The sequence below is a fragment of the Cupriavidus sp. YAF13 genome, from assembly GCF_052113425.1.
GTDB lineage: Bacteria > Pseudomonadota > Gammaproteobacteria > Burkholderiales > Burkholderiaceae > Cupriavidus.
Genome location: NZ_JBFRDD010000100.1, coordinates 1 through 14,692, shown reverse-complemented (window position 1 = coordinate 14,692; position 14,692 = coordinate 1). Strand labels below are relative to the sequence as shown.

The window sequence follows — 14,692 nt, the reverse complement described above, 5'->3', positions numbered from 1 at the left end:
GCACGGCCTCGTCGCACAGCGCCACGTGGCGCGCGTTGGCGTCGGCGTCGGAGTAGACGGCTACCGTGCGGATGCCGAGGCGGCGGCAGGTGGCTGCCACGCGGCAGGCGATTTCGCCGCGATTGGCGATCAGGATCTTGTTGAACATGGCGTCCCCCTGATGAACCTCTGCCCGCAGCCAGTGCGGTTGCGGGGACGGCGGCCATGGACCGTGGGCCCTTGGCCGCCGCCATTGCCGCCAGCTTACCCTGCGTAGCCCTCGGTGCGGATATCCAGCCGTGCCAGCAGTGCGCGATCGCGGTCGGCCTGGGGGTTGGCGGTGGTCAGCAGGCGGTCGCCGTAGAAGATGGAATTGGCGCCGGCCATGAAGCACAGGGCCTGCAGCGCGTCGTCCATGGTCTCGCGGCCGGCGGACAGGCGCACCATGGCGCTGGGCATGGTGATGCGCGCCACCGCGATGGTGCGCACGAACTCGAACGGGTCGATCGGTGCGGTGTCGGCCAGCGGCGTGCCCTTGACCGCCACCAGATTGTTGATGGGCACCGACTCGGGATACGGGTCGAGGTTGGCGAGCTGCGCGATCAGCCCGGCGCGCGCCTCGCGCGATTCGCCCATGCCGACGATGCCGCCGCAGCACACGTTGATACCGGCCTCGCGCACATGGCCGATGGTGTCCAGGCGGTCCTGGTAGGTGCGCGTGCCGATGATCTCGCCGTAGAACTCGGGCGAGGTATCGAGGTTATGGTTGTAGTAGTCCAGCCCCGCGTCCTTCAGGCGCTGCGCCTGCTCGGCTTCCAGCATGCCTAGCGTGACGCAGGTCTCCAGGCCCATGGCCTTGACCTCTTTCACCATCTCGATGACCGGCTCGAGGTGGCGGTCCTTCGGGCTGCGCCAGGCGGCGCCCATGCAGAAGCGGCCAGCGCCGCTGGCCTTGGCGGCGCGCGCGGCTTCCAGCACCTCGTCGAGCGCCATCAGCTTGCCCGCGGTGACGCCGGCATCATGGTGCGCGCTCTGCGGGCAATAGCCGCAATCCTCTTCGCAGCCGCCGGTCTTGATCGAGAGCAGCGTCGAGAGCTGCACGGCGTTGGCATCGAAATGCTCGCGGTGCACCTGCTGGGCGCGGAACAGCAGATCGTTGAACGGCAGCGCGTACAGCGCGGCGACCTCGGCGACGGTCCAGTCGTCCGGCTTGGTGGCGGGCGCGGAATCGGTAAAGCGGCGGGCGGTCTGGCGCAGGGTGTCGGCGGAAATGGTGGCGACGGTTTCGCCGGCGTGGGTGGTTGCGGTCATGTTTGCTATCTGTTCCGGTAATTCGTTCAGTGTTCTCAGTCTTGGTCAGGTGCGCGCTCAGGCGGCGATGCCATTGCCTGCGGCATGGCGAGCAGCAAGCAGCGGCGCCAGCGCGAGCCGGCTGGCGGCTTCGGCCGGCGCGACCTGCCACGGCAGCGTGCCGAGCCAGGGCGCGCCCAGCGCCGCGCGCAGCGTGCCGATGTTCTCGTCGGCGAGCGGCATGTCGGGATCGATGCGGTTGGCAATCCAGCCGGCCAGGTGCAGGCCGCGCGCGCGCACGGCTTCGGCGGTGAGCAGCGCATGGCTGATGCAGCCCAGGCGGATGCCGACCACCAGCACCACCGGCAGGCCGAGCATCACGGCGAGGTCGGCCGTGTCCCAGCCGCCTTGGTCGCGCGGCGCGCCGTCCAGCGGCACGCAAAAGCCGCCGACGCCTTCCACCACCACCGCGCCGGCCCGCGCCTGCAGCGCGGCAAAAGCGGCACGGATCGGCTCGCGCGTGATGCGGGTGCCCTCGATGGCCGCGGCCAGGTGCGGCGAGGCCGGCGTGCGCAGCAAGAATGGGCACGTCTGCGCCTGTGGCACGGCCACTGCGCTGGCGGCGCGCAGTTGCGCCACGTCATCGTTGTGCCAATGGTCGTCGCGCCATTCGCTGCCGCTGGCCACCGGCTTCATGCCGACGGCCAGGTGACCGGCGGCGCGCAGCGCGTGCAGCAGGGTGGCGCTGGCGTGCGTCTTGCCGATGCCAGTGTCGGTGCCCGTGACAAAACAGGCGATCATGACGCCTCCTTGTGCGGCACCACGCTGGCCAGGCTGGCCAGCAGGCGCTCGACATCGGCCACGGTATGCGAGGCCGACAGCGTGATGCGCAGGCGCGCGGTACCAACGGGCACGGTGGGCGGGCGGATCGCGCCAACGCGAATGCCGTCGGCCTCCAGCGCTGCGGACAGTGCCAGCGCCGCCACGTTGTCGCCCACGATCACGGGCTGGATCGCCGTCGAGCTCTCACCCAGCCGCCAGCCAGCCGCCCGCGTCAGGCCGGCCAGGCCGCTGCGCAGCGTACGGATCAGCTTGTCCAGTTGCGCGCGGCGTTGCCGCCCTTCGTCGCCGGCGATCAACGCCAGGCTGGTGGACAAGGCGTGCGCCACCGCCGGCGGCGAGGCCGTGGTGTAGATGTACTGCCGCGCGGTGTTGACGAGATGATCGATGATGGTCTCGTGCGCGGCCACGAACGCGCCCGCCACGCCGGCGGCCTTGCCTAGCGTGCCGATATAGATAAGGCGCGGCGACGTCAGCGCGAGGTGCTCCAGCACGCCGTGGCCTTGCTCGCCCAGCACGCCAAAGCCATGCGCGTCATCCAGGATGATCCAGGCGTCGTGCCGCTCGGCCAGCGTCAGCAGCTCGGCCAGCGGCGCAAAGTCACCGTCCATGCTGAACACGCTGTCGGTGACGATCAGCTTGAGCGGGCTGGTGCTGGCGGCCAGCAAGCCCTCGAGCTCGGCCACGTTGCGATGCGCATAGCGGCGGACCTCGGCACGCGCCAGGCGCGCGCCGTCGATCAGCGAGGCATGGTTGAGCGCTTCGCAGAAGAGCGTGGCATCGGCGCTGCCTAGCGCGGTCAGCACCGCCATGTTGGCCATGTAGCCGGTGCTGAAGTAGAGCGCGGCCGCGTGCGGAATGTTCGGCGCGAACCACTCCGCCAGCTCCCCTTCTAGCCGGTGGTGGGCCAGCGAATGGCCGCTCACCAGGTGGGAGGCTCCGCTGCCCGCGCCGAACTGGCGCGCGCCCTCGGCCATCGCCTCGATCAGCGCGGGATGGTTGGCCAGGCCCAGGTAGTCGTTGCTGCAGAACGTCAGCAACGAATGCATCTCGCCGCCGCAGGCATCGCTCACGGCTTGCTGCGGCGCGCAGGCGGAGTACGCGGTGCGGCGGCGCCGCGTCAGTGCCTTTTCGTCGCGCTCGGCGGCGGCCAGGGTCAAGTGCTCAAGCAGCATCGCGTATCTCCGTGGGTGCGCCGGTACCGTTGCCGGCGCTGTCGTTCTGGTCCATGCCGGCGAGTACCGTGTCGAGCGTGGCTTGCAGCTGGCCTGCCAGCCATTGCGCAAGCGCCGCGTCGAACACGTACGGGGGCATGATGTAAAGCGTGCGGCCGATCGGCCGGATCAGCACGCCGTGCTTGCGCGCGGCATGATGGAAGCGCGCGGCGAACTCGCCCGCGTTGGCCGCGTATTCTTCGCGCACGTCGGCGGCCCAGATCAGGCCGCGCTGGCGTACGTGGTGCAGCCGGGTATCCGCCGCCAGCCCTGCCATGGCTTGCGTGAGCCACTGCGCGCGCTGGCGGTTCTGCGCCACCACGTCTTGCTTGGCGAACAGGTCGAGCGTGGCCAGCGCGGCGCGGCAGGCTAGCGGGTTGCCGGTATAGGAGTGCGAGTGCAGGAAGCTGCGGGCGCGGTCGGGGTCGCGCGCCTCGGCCACGAAGGCTTGCTGGATCGCGCTGCGCGACAGCACCAGCGAGAGCGGCAGGTAGCCACCGCTGATGCCCTTGGACAAGCACAGGAAATCCGGCCACAGGTGCGCCGGCAGCGGTGCGCCGGGCTCGGCCGGGCCGCGTGCCTGCTCCCACGCAAAAAAGGTGCCGGTGCGCCCGCACCCGACCGCGATCTCGTCGGCGATCAGGTGCACGCGGTAGCGGTCGCACAGCGCGCGCACGCCTTCCAGGTAGAGCGGATCGTGCATGGCCATGCCAGCGGCGCACTGCACCAGCGGCTCGATGATGAGCGCTGCAACCTGGCCGCCGCGCGCCTGCAGCAGCGCCTCCAGCGCATCCAGCGCGCGCTGCGCGACCTGCGCGGCGCTCTCGCCCGGCGCGGCCTGGCGCGCATCCGGCGACATCACCACGTGCGAGCTCATCAGCATCGGATCGTAGGCATCGCGGAAGATCGCCACGTCGGTCACCGCCAGCGCGCCCACGGTCTCGCCGTGGTAGCCGTGGCGCAGGCAGACGAATTCGCGCTTGCCGCCCAGGCCGGTGTTGCGCCAGTAGTGGAAGCTCATCTTCAGCGCTATCTCCACGGCGGACGCGCCGTCGCTGGCATAGAAGGCATGGCCGAGCGCGCCGCCGGTGAGCGCCGACAGGCGCTCGGCAAGCTCCACCGCCGGCGCGTGCGTGCAGCCGGCCAGCATCACGTGCTCGAGCGTGTCGAGCTGCTCGCGCAGCGCGGCGTTGATGTCCGGGTTGGCGTGGCCAAACAGATTGACCCACCAGGAGCTGGTGGCATCGAAATAGCGCTGGCCGCTAGTGTCGTGCAGCCAGGGGCCCTCGCCGCGGGCGATGGCGAGCGGCGGCTCGCCGGCATCGGGCCGCAGCGGCGTGCACGGATGCCATACCGCGCGCAAGCTGCGCTCGCCGAGCGTGGGCTGGGCAGGATGCGCGCTCGGCGCCAGGGACGCGGAATTGGACTGGTCTTCCAAGGAAACCCTCCTTTGTTGACCGCGCGCTGGCCGGCCCAGGCAGGCGAAGCCTGGCGTGGCGGCACTTGCGTGCGGGTTGGGGAGAGTCATGGTAGGGAGCTACCTGGCGAATTGGCAAACAGCGCCGGATTTACACGTTGACACCACGTTGAACGACAAAGCAAGAAGAAGAGCCTAACCGCCTCGTATCCCGACGCTTGCGTGCGCCTATCTCCACCCCGCGCAGCCGGATGCGGCGCGCGATTCCATCTGCCTATCGAAAAAAATCACCCATCATGGCTGCGGATCGAACGAAAGCCCGATCTCCTTGAAGAACCGCTCGACCTCCGGCAGCCAGATCGGCACGCCCGCGCGGGCGCCGAACAGCGTGTGCGAGTCGCTCGCGAATGTGCCGTAGTCCGCCATGCGGGCGTTAGCGGCGGGGCCATGCGCCTGCGCGGTATAGGCCTCGAAGAATTTTGCCGGCAGGGGCTGCGGCCAGTAGCTGTCGTTATCGCCATACAGCCACAGCGAGGGATAGCGCGCCTTTTTACCGTAGCCGCCGAACGCATCCGCCAGGTTGAATTCCCAGCGGCTGCAGGATTCATCGCGCAGGCCGCCGGCAAAATTGATCACGCCCAGCACGCCCGGATACGCAATGGTGCTGAAGGCCATGGTGGTCAGCCCGCCATGCGACTGGCCGATCACGACGATGCGCGATTTGTCCACATAGGGCTGCTTGGCCATGTATTCGAGCGTGGCCACCACGTCCTCGGCCTGCACCAGGCCGTTGCTCTCGACATTGCAGCCGCCGCCGATATAGGCGCCGCCGGATTTGGAAAAACCCTGGCGCATCGGCAGCGCCACCACGTAGCCGCGCTTGACGAATTCCGCGCTCTGCACAAGGTAGCGTGCGCGCGACTGGAAGGCTGGCTTGCCCAGCGCCTTGCCGTGATTGATCACGACCAGCGGAAACGGGCCGTCGCCGGGTGGCTTGAAGATGGTGGTTTCCAGCTCCAGCGAGAACATGACGCCGGGCTTGGGAACCATCGCGACCTGCTCCGACGATCCGGGGATGATGGCGGCGATCGCCTCCGGCGCCTGCGTGGCCTGATTCGCGGATGGCGCGGCCATCGCGCCGGTGAATGGCAGGCTCAGCAGCAGGGTCAGGGCCAGGGCCAGTCGATGCATCCACCTCATGATTTGCCTGCTCCTTGGTTGCCCCTGCCGCGCGAGGCGCCGCTTATCTGCTGCCCGCTAGCTCAGGCCGTGCGCTTAGGCAACGGATGCCCCGGCAACAGGTCGTACGGATGGCGCCAGCCCGGCAGCGCACGCAACCGCTCGGTCCAGGCGAAGAGTTGCGGATACTCCTTGCGCCAGTGCACCCCGATCTCGTCGTCGTAGAACACGTAGCCAGCCAGCGAAAAATCCGCGATGGTCAGGCGCTCGCCCAGCACGTAGGCCCGCCCGGACAAATGTGTGTTGAGCACGTTCCATGCGTCCTCGCAGCGCTGCCTCAGGAACTGCAGCACTGCCGGGTCCGGTGCCTTGGCGAAGGTGCGCAGGAAGCGGTAGGTTGCGGTGTACGACGTGAACTTGTGGTTGTCGAACAGCAACCAGCGCAAGACCTCGGAGCGTTCGGCCTCGCTGGCGGGCCCGTAGATGCCGAGGCGCTGCGCGAGCAGGTCCAGGATGGCGCCCGATTGCGACAACCGCTGCCCATCGAACTCCAGCACCGGCGCCTCGCCCATCTCGTTGATGGCACGATACTCGGGCGTATGCGTCTCGCCGTTGAAGTAGTCGACGAAGCGCGGCGTCCACAGCTTGCGGCCACRCTGCACGCCGACGGTTTCCAGCAGCAATGCCACCTTGTAGGTGTTGCCGGATTGTGCGAAGCCATACAGCAGGTACTCCGTGTCCCGCGCAGCACCACCAGCAGCAGCAGCAGCAGCCATCGATTCCGTCATGGTGTATCCCCCAGCATTTCGCCATCGACATAAAGCCAGCGCGGCGCCTCGCCGGCGCCGCGCGGCTCGCGGACAAAGCGGCTGCGCTCGTGCAGCCGCCAGGCGCGCCCGCCCACCTTGTAGCGCGCCACGAACTCCACCTGCGCATGCGTCTCGTCCTGCTGCGCATGCGCCTTGACCGCCAGCCCAAGCCAGCGGGTGCCCGTGTCCGCGGCAAGGTCGGCCGGGCAGGTAGATGGATGCCAGGTATGGCGCAGCCAGTCCACGTCGCCCAGCACATAGGCGCTATAGCGCGAGCGCATCAGTTGCTCGGCGTTGAACGGCAGCGCCTCGCCGCGATGAAAGCGCCCGCAGCAGGTGGCGTAGTCACCCCCGCCGCATGGGCAGCCGCCGGTGCCGGACGCGCGCGCTTTCATCCGATCAGCCCCGGCAGTTCACGCATATCGGTGAAGGTAGTGGCCGCGCCGGCTGCCAGCAGAGATTGCGCCGCGTTGCGCGCGGCGTAGCCGAGCACCGTCATGCCCGCGGCAACGCCGGCGGTCACGCCCGTCGGGCTATCCTCGATCACCACGCAGCGCGCCGGCTCCACGTTCATGGTGCGCGCCGCCAGCAGGTACACGTCGGGCGCCGGCTTGCTGCGCTCGACCTCGGTCGACGAGAAGATATGCTCGCGCTCGTCCTGCTGGAACAGCTCCACCAGGCCGGTGCGCGTCAGCTGCAGCTTGACCTTGATGCGGTCCGCGCCCGAGGCCACGCAGACCGGCAAGCCGGTCGCGACGATCGTGCAGACCGCCTCGCGCACATGCTGCACCGACTGCACTTCCGCCTCGAGGACCGCGTTGCGGCGCACGAACCATTCCGACAGCCAGTTCTCCGGCAGCGGCGCGCCACGCCGGCTGGCAATGTTGTCGAGCTCTTCGCGCACCGCGCGGCCGAGAAACCACTTGGTGGATTCCTCGATCGAGATGCGGATGCCAAGCTCGTTGAGCATCTCGTTGAGCACACGGTTGACGATGGGCTCGCTGTCGACGAGCACGCCGTCGCAATCGAAAATCACGCAGTCGAAGCGGGGATGGCGGATCGGCTTGATGCTGGCATTCATGCGGGTTTCTTTTCCTTGCTGCTGTCTGTGCTGTTATCTGTGTTGCTTGTATTGCCTGTATTGCTGTCGTTGCCCGGCACGGCACGCAGCGCCATCGGGCGCTTGCTCTTGAGGTGTGCTTCGATCTGGTCGAAGCGGTCGAAGCCCCAGAACGGCTCGCCGTCGATGATCACAAAAGGCGAGCCGAACACGCCCTTGGCCATGGCCACGTCGATCTCTGCCTTGAGCTGGTCCTTGATCTGGAAGCTGCTGGCGCCGGCATCCATGGCATGCGCGTCGATGCCGAGCGGCTCGGCCAGCTTCACCAGTTCAGCCGGCTCGGCGATGTTGATGTCATCCACGAACAGGGCGTGATAGACCGACTTGGCAAACGCGGTGGCAATATCGTCGCCGTGATGGTTCTGCAGCCACAGCACGGCGCGGGCGGCCTGTGTGGTGGGCAGCGGGAAGTGCGTCGGACGCTTGTACTCGATATTGTGGAAACGCGCGGTGCGCTCGAAATCGCGCCAGGAATAATCGCCCTTGAGCGGCACCTGCGGCAGCGGCGAGCTGCCGGTGGTCTTGAACACCACGCCGAGCAGGATCGGATGCCAGGCGACGATGCGCCCGTACTTCTGCGCCAGCTCGTCGATGCGCGAGCTGGCGAAGTAGCCGTAGGGCGAGGAAAAATCGAAGTAGAAATCGATGGCAGCAGTCATTGTCTGGGGGCTCCTGGCTTCTGGCCTCTGGGTCTGGCCGTTTGGGTTCAGTGCTTCGGTGATTCGATGATGCGCCAGCAGCTTGGTTCCGTGCCGTGCGCGGGCCGCCCTCAGGCCAGCGCCCGAGCGATCAGTATCTTCTGGATGTCGCTGGTGCCCTCGTAGATCTGGCAGACGCGCACATCCCGGTAGATGCGCTCGACCGGGAAATCGCTGACATAGCCGTAGCCTCCAAAGACCTGGATGGCGGCCGAGCAGACCTCCTCGGCCATCTCGCTGGCATACAGCTTGGCCATGGCGGCCTCCTTCAGGCAAGGCCGCCCCGCATCCTTGAGCGACGCGGCATGCCACACCATCTGCCGAGCCACCTCGATCTTGGTCGCCATGTCGGCCAGGCGGAACTGCACGGCCTGGTGCGCGAACAGCGGCTGGCCGAAGCTCTCGCGTTCCTTGGCATACGCCAGCGCCGCGTCGAACGCCGCGCGCGCCATGCCGATGCTTTGCGAGGCGATGCCGATGCGTCCGCCTTCCAGGCCGGACAGCGCCATCTTGTAGCCGGCGCCCTCCTCGCCCAGCATACTGGCCGCCGGCACGCGGCAATCCTCGAACAGGATCTGCGCGGTGTCCGACGAATGCTGGCCAAGTTTTTCCTCCAGCCGCGCGACGATGTATCCGGGCGTGGCGGTGGGTACCAGGAAGGCGCTGATGCCGCGCTTGCCCGCCGCCTTGTCGGTGACCGCAAGCACGATGGCCACGTCGGCGTTCTTGCCGCTGGTGATGAATTGCTTGACGCCGTTGAGCACGTAGTCGTCGCCATCCCTCACCGCGCTGGTGCGCAGCGCGGCGGCATCCGAGCCCACGTGCGGCTCGGTCAGGCAGAACGCGCCGAGCATCTCGCCGCGCGCGAGAGGCACCAGCCACTGCTGCTTCTGCGCCTCGTTGGCGAAAGCCATCAACATGCTGCACACCGGGCAGTTGTTGACGCTGATGACGGTCGAGGTGCCGCCATCGCCGGCGGCGATTTCTTCCAGGATCAGCGCCAGCGAGAGATAGTCGAGCCCGGCGCCGCCGTATTGCTCGGGTACCGCCACGCCGTAGGCGCCGAGCGCGGCCAGCTCGCGGTGCACCGCCTGCGGGAAGGTCTTGTCGCGATCCCACGCGGCGGCGTGCGGCGCGATCTCCTGCTGCGCGAACTGGCGCACGGCGTCGCGGATCATTTCCTGTTCTGGCGTGAGCAGCATGTCAAGTCACCAAGGTGGTAGCGGAGTCGGGAACCATGAACGCCGGGCTCACCACGGAATCACGCTGCCATCGTAATTGCGAAAGCCGCCGTTATCCTGGCGCGTTGCGCCGGCGATCACGCCGCGCATCCCGGACACGCTTTGCTGCGGCGTGAGGTCGGCTTCCTTGCCGCCCATCTCGGTCTGCACCCAGCCCGGGTGGAAGGCCAGGCAGGTAGCATGGCGCGCATCGAGCGAGGCGGCCTTGAGCGCCGCGTTGGCTGCCGCCTTGCTGACCCGGTAGAGCCAGCTGCGGTTGCTGTCCATGGTGCCGATGCTGCCCATGCGTGAAGCCAGCACCGCCAGCACACCGCCCTTGCCCGAACGCCCGGCCTCGACCAGCGGCAGCAGCAACGGCAGCGCCATCATCGGCCCCAGCACATTGACGTGCATCACCTTGTCGAAGTCCTCGCGGGTGACCGGCTGCGCGCCTTCGGTGCGCGGGCCGATCACGCCGGCGTTGTAGATGGCTACGTCGATGGACTCACCGTCCAGCTTCCAACCCAGCCCGGCGACCTGGCCCGCGTCGGTCAGGTCGGCACGCAACGCCTCCGCGCCAAGCGCTTCGATGGCCTTGATGCCATCATCGCTGCGCGCGACGGCCAGCACCCGCCAGCCGTCGGCACGGTACTGGCGCACAAATTCGAGACCGATGCCACGCGAGGCACCAAGGATGAGAGCGGTTGGCAAGGCGGTACTCCTTCTTCCATATCGTTTGCGGACTGGCTGCCGCACGGTGGCGGCAGCCGCTCGGTTGCGGTCAGTGCCGCGGGTTCAGACGATCTCCAGCCCCACCGCGGTGGCTTCGCCGCCGCCGATGCACAGGCTGGCCACGCCGCGCTTGCCGCCGGTCTTACGCAGCGCACCGATCAGCGTGGCCATGATGCGCGCGCCCGAGGCGCCGATCGGGTGGCCCAGCGCGCAGGCGCCGCCGTGGATGTTGACCTTGTCGCGCGGGATCTTGAGGTCGTGCATGGCGGCCATCGGCACCACGGCGAACGCTTCGTTGATCTCGAACAGGTCAACGCTGTCGGTGGTCCAGCCGAGCTTGCGGTAAAGCTTGTTCATCGCTTCCACCGGCGCGGTGGTGAACCAGCCGGGCGCCTGCGCATGCGTGGTGTGGCCGAGCAGGCGGGCCAGCGGTTCCAGGCCGAGCCGCTTGGCGGTGGATTCGCGCATCATCACCAGCGCGGCCGCGCCGTCGTTGATCGACGACGACGAGGCGGCGGTGATGGTGCCGTCCTTGGCAAAAGCGGGCTTGAGCGATGGGATCTTGTCGACCTTGATGCGGCGCGGGCCTTCATCGGTATCGATGATGGTGTCGCCACTACGCCCCGGCACTGTCACCGGCGCGATCTCCCAGCGGAAGTCGCCGCGCTCGGTGGCCTGCTGGGCGCGCCGCACGCTCTCCATGGCGAACTCGTCCTGCGCCGCGCGGGTGAAATCGTACTTGGCCGCGCAATCCTCGCCGAAGGTGCCCATCGAGCGGCCACCGCCTTTTTCGTCCTTGATGTAGGCGTCTTCCAGCCCGTCGAGCATCATGTGGTCGAAGATCATGCCGTGGCCGATACGGTAGCCGCCGCGGCCCTTGGGCACCAGGTACGGCGCATTGGTCATGCTCTCCATGCCGCCGGCGATGCCGATCTCGAACGCGCCCGCGATCAGCGCGTCATGCACATTCATGGCGGCGCGCATGCCGGAGCCGCACATCTTGTTGACGGTGGTGCAGGCCACGCCGAGCGGCAGGCCAGCGCCCAGCGCAGCCTGCCGGGCGGGCGCCTGGCCCAGGCCCGCGGGCAGCACGCAGCCGAACACCACTTCCTCGATCTGCTCCGGCGCGAGGCCCGCGCGCTCGACCGCCGCGCGGATGGCGGTGGCGCCGAGCTGCGGCGCCGTCAGCGTGGCGAACTCGCCCTGGAAAGCCGCCATGGGGGTGCGGGCGGCGGATACGATGACAACGGGATCATGCATGGTGTGTCTCCAATGATTGGGGCGCTGGTTGGCGGCGATTGTTGGCTCTTCCGGGAATCTCTCCGTACTTGCCGACGACTGATGACCGATGCTTAGCGGATCGACGCTTGCGGCGGATCGCCGAACTGGCGGTAGGCGGCCTCAAGCTGTGCGTGCAGCTCGTCGTTGCTGCTGGCGGCCATGCCCAGGTCGCGCAGCAGGCCGTCGGACACGCCGTAGACCCAGCCATGCACCGTGACCGGCTGCCCGCGGTCCCACGCGTCCTGCAGCACCGTGGTCTGGCACACGTTGTTGACCTGCTCGATCACGTTGAGCTCGCACAGACGCGTATGCGCGTCCTCCTCGCGGGTGATGGTGCCAAGGTAGGCGCCGTGCTTGTCGGCCACATCGCGCACATGGCGCAGCCAGTTGTCGGCCAGGCCGATGCGCTGGCGCTTGAGCGCCACCTTGACGCCGCCGCAGCCATAGTGGCCCACCACGGTGATGTGACGCACCTTGAGCACTTCCACCGCGAACTGGATCACGGACAGCGCGTTGAGGTCGCTATGGGCGATGACGTTGGCAATATTGCGGTGGACGAACACCTCGCCCGGCGCCAGCCCGAGGATCTGGTTGGCCGGCACGCGCGAATCCGAGCAGCCGATCCACAGGTACTCGGGCGCCTGCTGGTTGGCCAGGCGCATGAAGAAGCTCGGGTCTTCCGCGTTGACGCGGTCCACCCACTCGCGGTTGTTGCGGAAAAGCTGGGCGATGGCGTCACTCATGCGACTCTCCTTGTGGGAGCGGGTTCGTTGCCGTGCGCGCGCGCTTCGGCGCCTGCGCTGCCAGCGGCATAGCGATGGATAAAGCGTTCAGAGACATCATAGGCATAGAAATCATGGATTTGCCCGGCCAGCAGCCGGTCCTTGTGAGCCTGCCACATGGCAGGATCGAAAAAGTCTTCGTGGTGCCGCAGGAAGGCAGCACGCACGCGCGCGTCGCCGAGCAGGAAGGTGCGATAGGTCTCGGGGAAGATGTCGTGCCGCCCGACGCTGTACCAGACCTCGCCCGAAAGCTCCTCCTCCTCATTGCGCGGCTGCGGCACGTGGCGGACATTGGTGTCCGTCATGTACTCGATCTCGTCGTAGTCGTAGAACACCACGCGCCCGTGGCGCGTCACGCCGAAGTTCTTGTAGAGCATGTCGCCGGGGAAGATATTGGCGGCGATCAGCTCCTTGATGGCGTTCCCGTATTCGACGATGCCGTGCTCGACCTGCGCATCCGAGCCTTCCTGCAGCCAGATGTTCAGCGGCGTCATGCGGCGCTCAATATACACGTGGCGCACGACAATTTCCTCGCCGCCATCCTTGCGGCGCTGGTATTCGATCATCGACGGCGCATGCAGCTCCAGCTCGCGCACCAGCGCATCGTCGAAGCGCGACAGCGGGAAGGCCACGTCGGAGTACTCCAGCGTATCGGCCATGCGCCCGACGCGGTCGTGCTGCTTGACCAGCTGGTACTTCGACTTGACCTGCTCGCGCGTGGTCTCCTTGGGCGCCGGGTAGTAGTCCTTGATCACCTTGAACACGTAAGGGTACGACGGCAGCGTGAACACCAGCATCACCAGGCCCTTGATGCCGGGTGCACTGATGAACTTGTCCGACGAATGCTGCAGGTGATGCAGGAAGTCCCGGTAGAACAGGTTCTTGCCCTGCTTCTGCAAGCCCAGCGAAGTGTAGATCTCCGCGCGCGGCTTGCGCGGCATGATGTCGCGCAGGAAGGTGACGTACGCCGACGGGATCTCCATGTCGACCATGAAATACGAGTGCGTGAAGGAGAACAGGATCAGCAGTTGTACCTTCTTGAGCAGCACCGTATCGAGCGACAGCTTGCCATCGGGCGTGTGCACGATGGGGATCGCCAGCGGGAAGGTGCGATCGGCATTCAGGATACGGCCGATGATGAACGCCGACTTGTTGCGGAAGAACAGCGACGACAGCACATGGATCTGGAAATTCGGCGCAATGCGGAAGTCGCCGAAATACTCGGTGACGGCGCGCACCACATAGCCGATATCGCGCGTGAGATCGTCAAACGGCCGCTCGAGCTGGAAGTTATGGACGATGCGCTCGAAGCATGCCGCCATGCCCTTGCGGCTGCCCGGATAGTACGCGCGAAAGGTCGGCCGGGTGGGCGACTCCTCGTTCTCGATGTACTCGGTCGAGATGGCCGGGCGCACGAAGATGAAGTCGTTGTTGAAGTACGAGCGGTGCAGGATGCGCGTGCACACCGAGTTGAAGAACGTCTCGGCCAGTTCGGGCTGGTGATGGTTGGTCAGCAGCCCGATGTAGTGCAGCTTGATCTGCTGCCAGATCTCGTCCTCGATATTTTCCGCGTCGTATTCGTCTTCCAGGATCACGCTGGTTTCGCGCACCCGTTCGTTGTAGAAGTCGATGCGGTCGCGCTGCAGTTGCTGCAGGCCGAGCCAGTCGGCCGCCTCGAACTTCAGCTTGGCCAGGTGGCTGACTTCGCGGAACAGCCGGTAATGCTTGTCAAACCCGTCCAGCATGGTCCGGGCCACGTCGTAGGCGATCTGCGAGGACAGCAGCTTGGGGAAGTGGGACATGTCGCAGACCGGTGACTAAGGCTGGAGGTGGTTTCCGGAGATTGTAAATTGGTTCGGCGGCCGGGCGAGTGCTCTTTCGGTCAATTCGGCGTGGGCGGCGGGGCACTTGGTCTGGCGCTGCCGCCTTGCGGCGCCGCGCCCGGCTGCGTGCCGCGCCGGCATCACATGGTTTGCGAGAACAGCTCGCGCCCGATCAGCATGCGGCGGATTTCCGACGTGCCGGCGCCGATCTCGTACAGCTTGGCGTCGCGCCACAGGCGGCCCACCGGGTACTCGTTGATATAGCCGTTGCCGCCCAGGATCTGCACGGATTCGCCGGCCATCCAGGT

At 67.1% G+C, this 14,692-nt stretch carries 16 protein-coding genes; all 16 read right to left on the bottom strand.

The annotated features are described in order from the left end of the window. A partial coding sequence (locus AB4061_RS39510) for a biotin carboxylase N-terminal domain-containing protein (protein WP_441641501.1) occupies positions 1 to 148 on the bottom strand: 148 nt, incomplete at its 3' end. Positions 149 to 243: 95 nt separating this feature from the next. Continuing rightward, positions 244 to 1,290 carry a biotin synthase BioB gene (gene bioB / locus AB4061_RS39505; RefSeq protein WP_441641498.1) on the bottom strand — a complete coding sequence of 349 codons (1,047 nt, stop codon included), beginning with the start codon at positions 1,288 to 1,290 and terminating at the stop codon, positions 244 to 246. 57 nt (positions 1,291 to 1,347) lie between these two features. Then, positions 1,348 to 2,070, bottom strand: coding sequence for a dethiobiotin synthase (gene bioD, locus AB4061_RS39500; RefSeq protein WP_441641497.1), 723 nt, complete (start codon positions 2,068 to 2,070; stop codon positions 1,348 to 1,350). After that, positions 2,067 to 3,284 (bottom strand): 8-amino-7-oxononanoate synthase, encoded by a 1,218-nt coding sequence (gene bioF, locus AB4061_RS39495; protein WP_441641496.1) that lies wholly within the window; start codon positions 3,282 to 3,284, stop codon positions 2,067 to 2,069. The genes bioD and bioF overlap by 4 nt, the downstream gene beginning before the upstream one ends. Next, positions 3,274 to 4,761: an adenosylmethionine--8-amino-7-oxononanoate transaminase gene (gene bioA, locus AB4061_RS39490; protein ID WP_441641495.1), complete on the bottom strand. Its 1,488-nt coding sequence runs from the start codon at positions 4,759 to 4,761 to the stop codon at positions 3,274 to 3,276. The genes bioF and bioA overlap by 11 nt, the downstream gene beginning before the upstream one ends. Before the next feature lie 273 nt (positions 4,762 to 5,034). Then, positions 5,035 to 5,931: a dienelactone hydrolase family protein gene (locus AB4061_RS39485; RefSeq protein ID WP_441641500.1), complete on the bottom strand. Its 897-nt coding sequence runs from the start codon at positions 5,929 to 5,931 to the stop codon at positions 5,035 to 5,037. Positions 5,932 to 6,002: 71 nt separating this feature from the next. Then, positions 6,003 to 6,707: a glutathione S-transferase family protein gene (locus AB4061_RS39480; RefSeq protein ID WP_441641494.1), complete on the bottom strand. Its 705-nt coding sequence runs from the start codon at positions 6,705 to 6,707 to the stop codon at positions 6,003 to 6,005. Beyond that, a complete protein-coding gene (locus tag AB4061_RS39475; RefSeq protein WP_441641493.1) occupies positions 6,704 to 7,123 on the bottom strand; it encodes a YchJ family metal-binding protein in 420 nt (139 codons plus the stop codon). The genes AB4061_RS39480 and AB4061_RS39475 overlap by 4 nt, the downstream gene beginning before the upstream one ends. Beyond that, a complete protein-coding gene (locus tag AB4061_RS39470) occupies positions 7,120 to 7,809 on the bottom strand; it encodes an HAD family hydrolase (RefSeq protein ID WP_441641492.1) in 690 nt (229 codons plus the stop codon). Before AB4061_RS39470 ends, AB4061_RS39475 begins: the two co-directional genes overlap by 4 nt. Continuing rightward, complete coding sequence (locus tag AB4061_RS39465; RefSeq protein ID WP_441641491.1) at positions 7,806 to 8,507, bottom strand: 2-hydroxychromene-2-carboxylate isomerase; 702 nt, start codon at positions 8,505 to 8,507, stop codon at positions 7,806 to 7,808. The genes AB4061_RS39470 and AB4061_RS39465 overlap by 4 nt, the downstream gene beginning before the upstream one ends. Positions 8,508 to 8,617: 110 nt before the next feature. Next, a complete protein-coding gene (locus tag AB4061_RS39460) occupies positions 8,618 to 9,748 on the bottom strand; it encodes an acyl-CoA dehydrogenase family protein (RefSeq protein WP_441641490.1) in 1,131 nt (376 codons plus the stop codon). 48 nt (positions 9,749 to 9,796) lie between these two features. Continuing rightward, the gene (locus tag AB4061_RS39455; protein ID WP_416050200.1) at positions 9,797 to 10,477 is read right to left on the bottom strand and encodes an SDR family oxidoreductase; all 681 of its coding nucleotides are present in this window, start codon (positions 10,475 to 10,477) and stop codon (positions 9,797 to 9,799) included. Positions 10,478 to 10,561: 84 nt separating this feature from the next. Further along, positions 10,562 to 11,758, bottom strand: a complete 1,197-nt coding sequence (locus AB4061_RS39450) for an acetyl-CoA C-acetyltransferase (RefSeq protein WP_441641489.1) — start codon at positions 11,756 to 11,758, stop codon at positions 10,562 to 10,564. Between the two features lie 92 nt (positions 11,759 to 11,850). Then, positions 11,851 to 12,522: a carbonate dehydratase gene (gene can, locus AB4061_RS39445; protein ID WP_416050198.1), complete on the bottom strand. Its 672-nt coding sequence runs from the start codon at positions 12,520 to 12,522 to the stop codon at positions 11,851 to 11,853. Further along, on the bottom strand, positions 12,519 to 14,363 hold the full coding sequence (aceK, locus tag AB4061_RS39440) for a bifunctional isocitrate dehydrogenase kinase/phosphatase (RefSeq protein WP_441641488.1): 1,845 nt from the start codon (positions 14,361 to 14,363) through the stop codon (positions 12,519 to 12,521). Before aceK ends, can begins: the two co-directional genes overlap by 4 nt. A gap of 161 nt (positions 14,364 to 14,524) precedes the next feature. Further along, a partial coding sequence (locus AB4061_RS39435; RefSeq protein WP_441641499.1) for an acyl-CoA dehydrogenase family protein occupies positions 14,525 to 14,692 on the bottom strand: 168 nt, incomplete at its 5' end.

What these genes read in the sequence shown, in the direction of transcription:
- bioB (WP_441641498.1), bottom strand. Translation starts at nt 1,290, where the DNA reads ATGACCGCAACCACCCACGCCGGCGAAACCGTCGCCACCATTTCCGCC.
- bioD (WP_441641497.1), bottom strand. Translation starts at nt 2,070, where the DNA reads ATGATCGCCTGTTTTGTCACGGGCACCGACACTGGCATCGGCAAGACG.
- bioF (WP_441641496.1), bottom strand. Translation starts at nt 3,284, where the DNA reads ATGCTGCTTGAGCACTTGACCCTGGCCGCCGCCGAGCGCGACGAAAAG.
- AB4061_RS39485 (WP_441641500.1), bottom strand. Translation starts at nt 5,931, where the DNA reads ATGCATCGACTGGCCCTGGCCCTGACCCTGCTGCTGAGCCTGCCATTC.
- AB4061_RS39475 (WP_441641493.1), bottom strand. Translation starts at nt 7,123, where the DNA reads ATGAAAGCGCGCGCGTCCGGCACCGGCGGCTGCCCATGCGGCGGGGGT.
- AB4061_RS39470 (WP_441641492.1), bottom strand. Translation starts at nt 7,809, where the DNA reads ATGAATGCCAGCATCAAGCCGATCCGCCATCCCCGCTTCGACTGCGTG.
- AB4061_RS39465 (WP_441641491.1), bottom strand. Translation starts at nt 8,507, where the DNA reads ATGACTGCTGCCATCGATTTCTACTTCGATTTTTCCTCGCCCTACGGC.
- AB4061_RS39460 (WP_441641490.1), bottom strand. Translation starts at nt 9,748, where the DNA reads ATGCTGCTCACGCCAGAACAGGAAATGATCCGCGACGCCGTGCGCCAG.
- AB4061_RS39450 (WP_441641489.1), bottom strand. Translation starts at nt 11,758, where the DNA reads ATGCATGATCCCGTTGTCATCGTATCCGCCGCCCGCACCCCCATGGCG.
- can (WP_416050198.1), bottom strand. Translation starts at nt 12,522, where the DNA reads ATGAGTGACGCCATCGCCCAGCTTTTCCGCAACAACCGCGAGTGGGTG.
- aceK (WP_441641488.1), bottom strand. Translation starts at nt 14,363, where the DNA reads ATGTCCCACTTCCCCAAGCTGCTGTCCTCGCAGATCGCCTACGACGTG.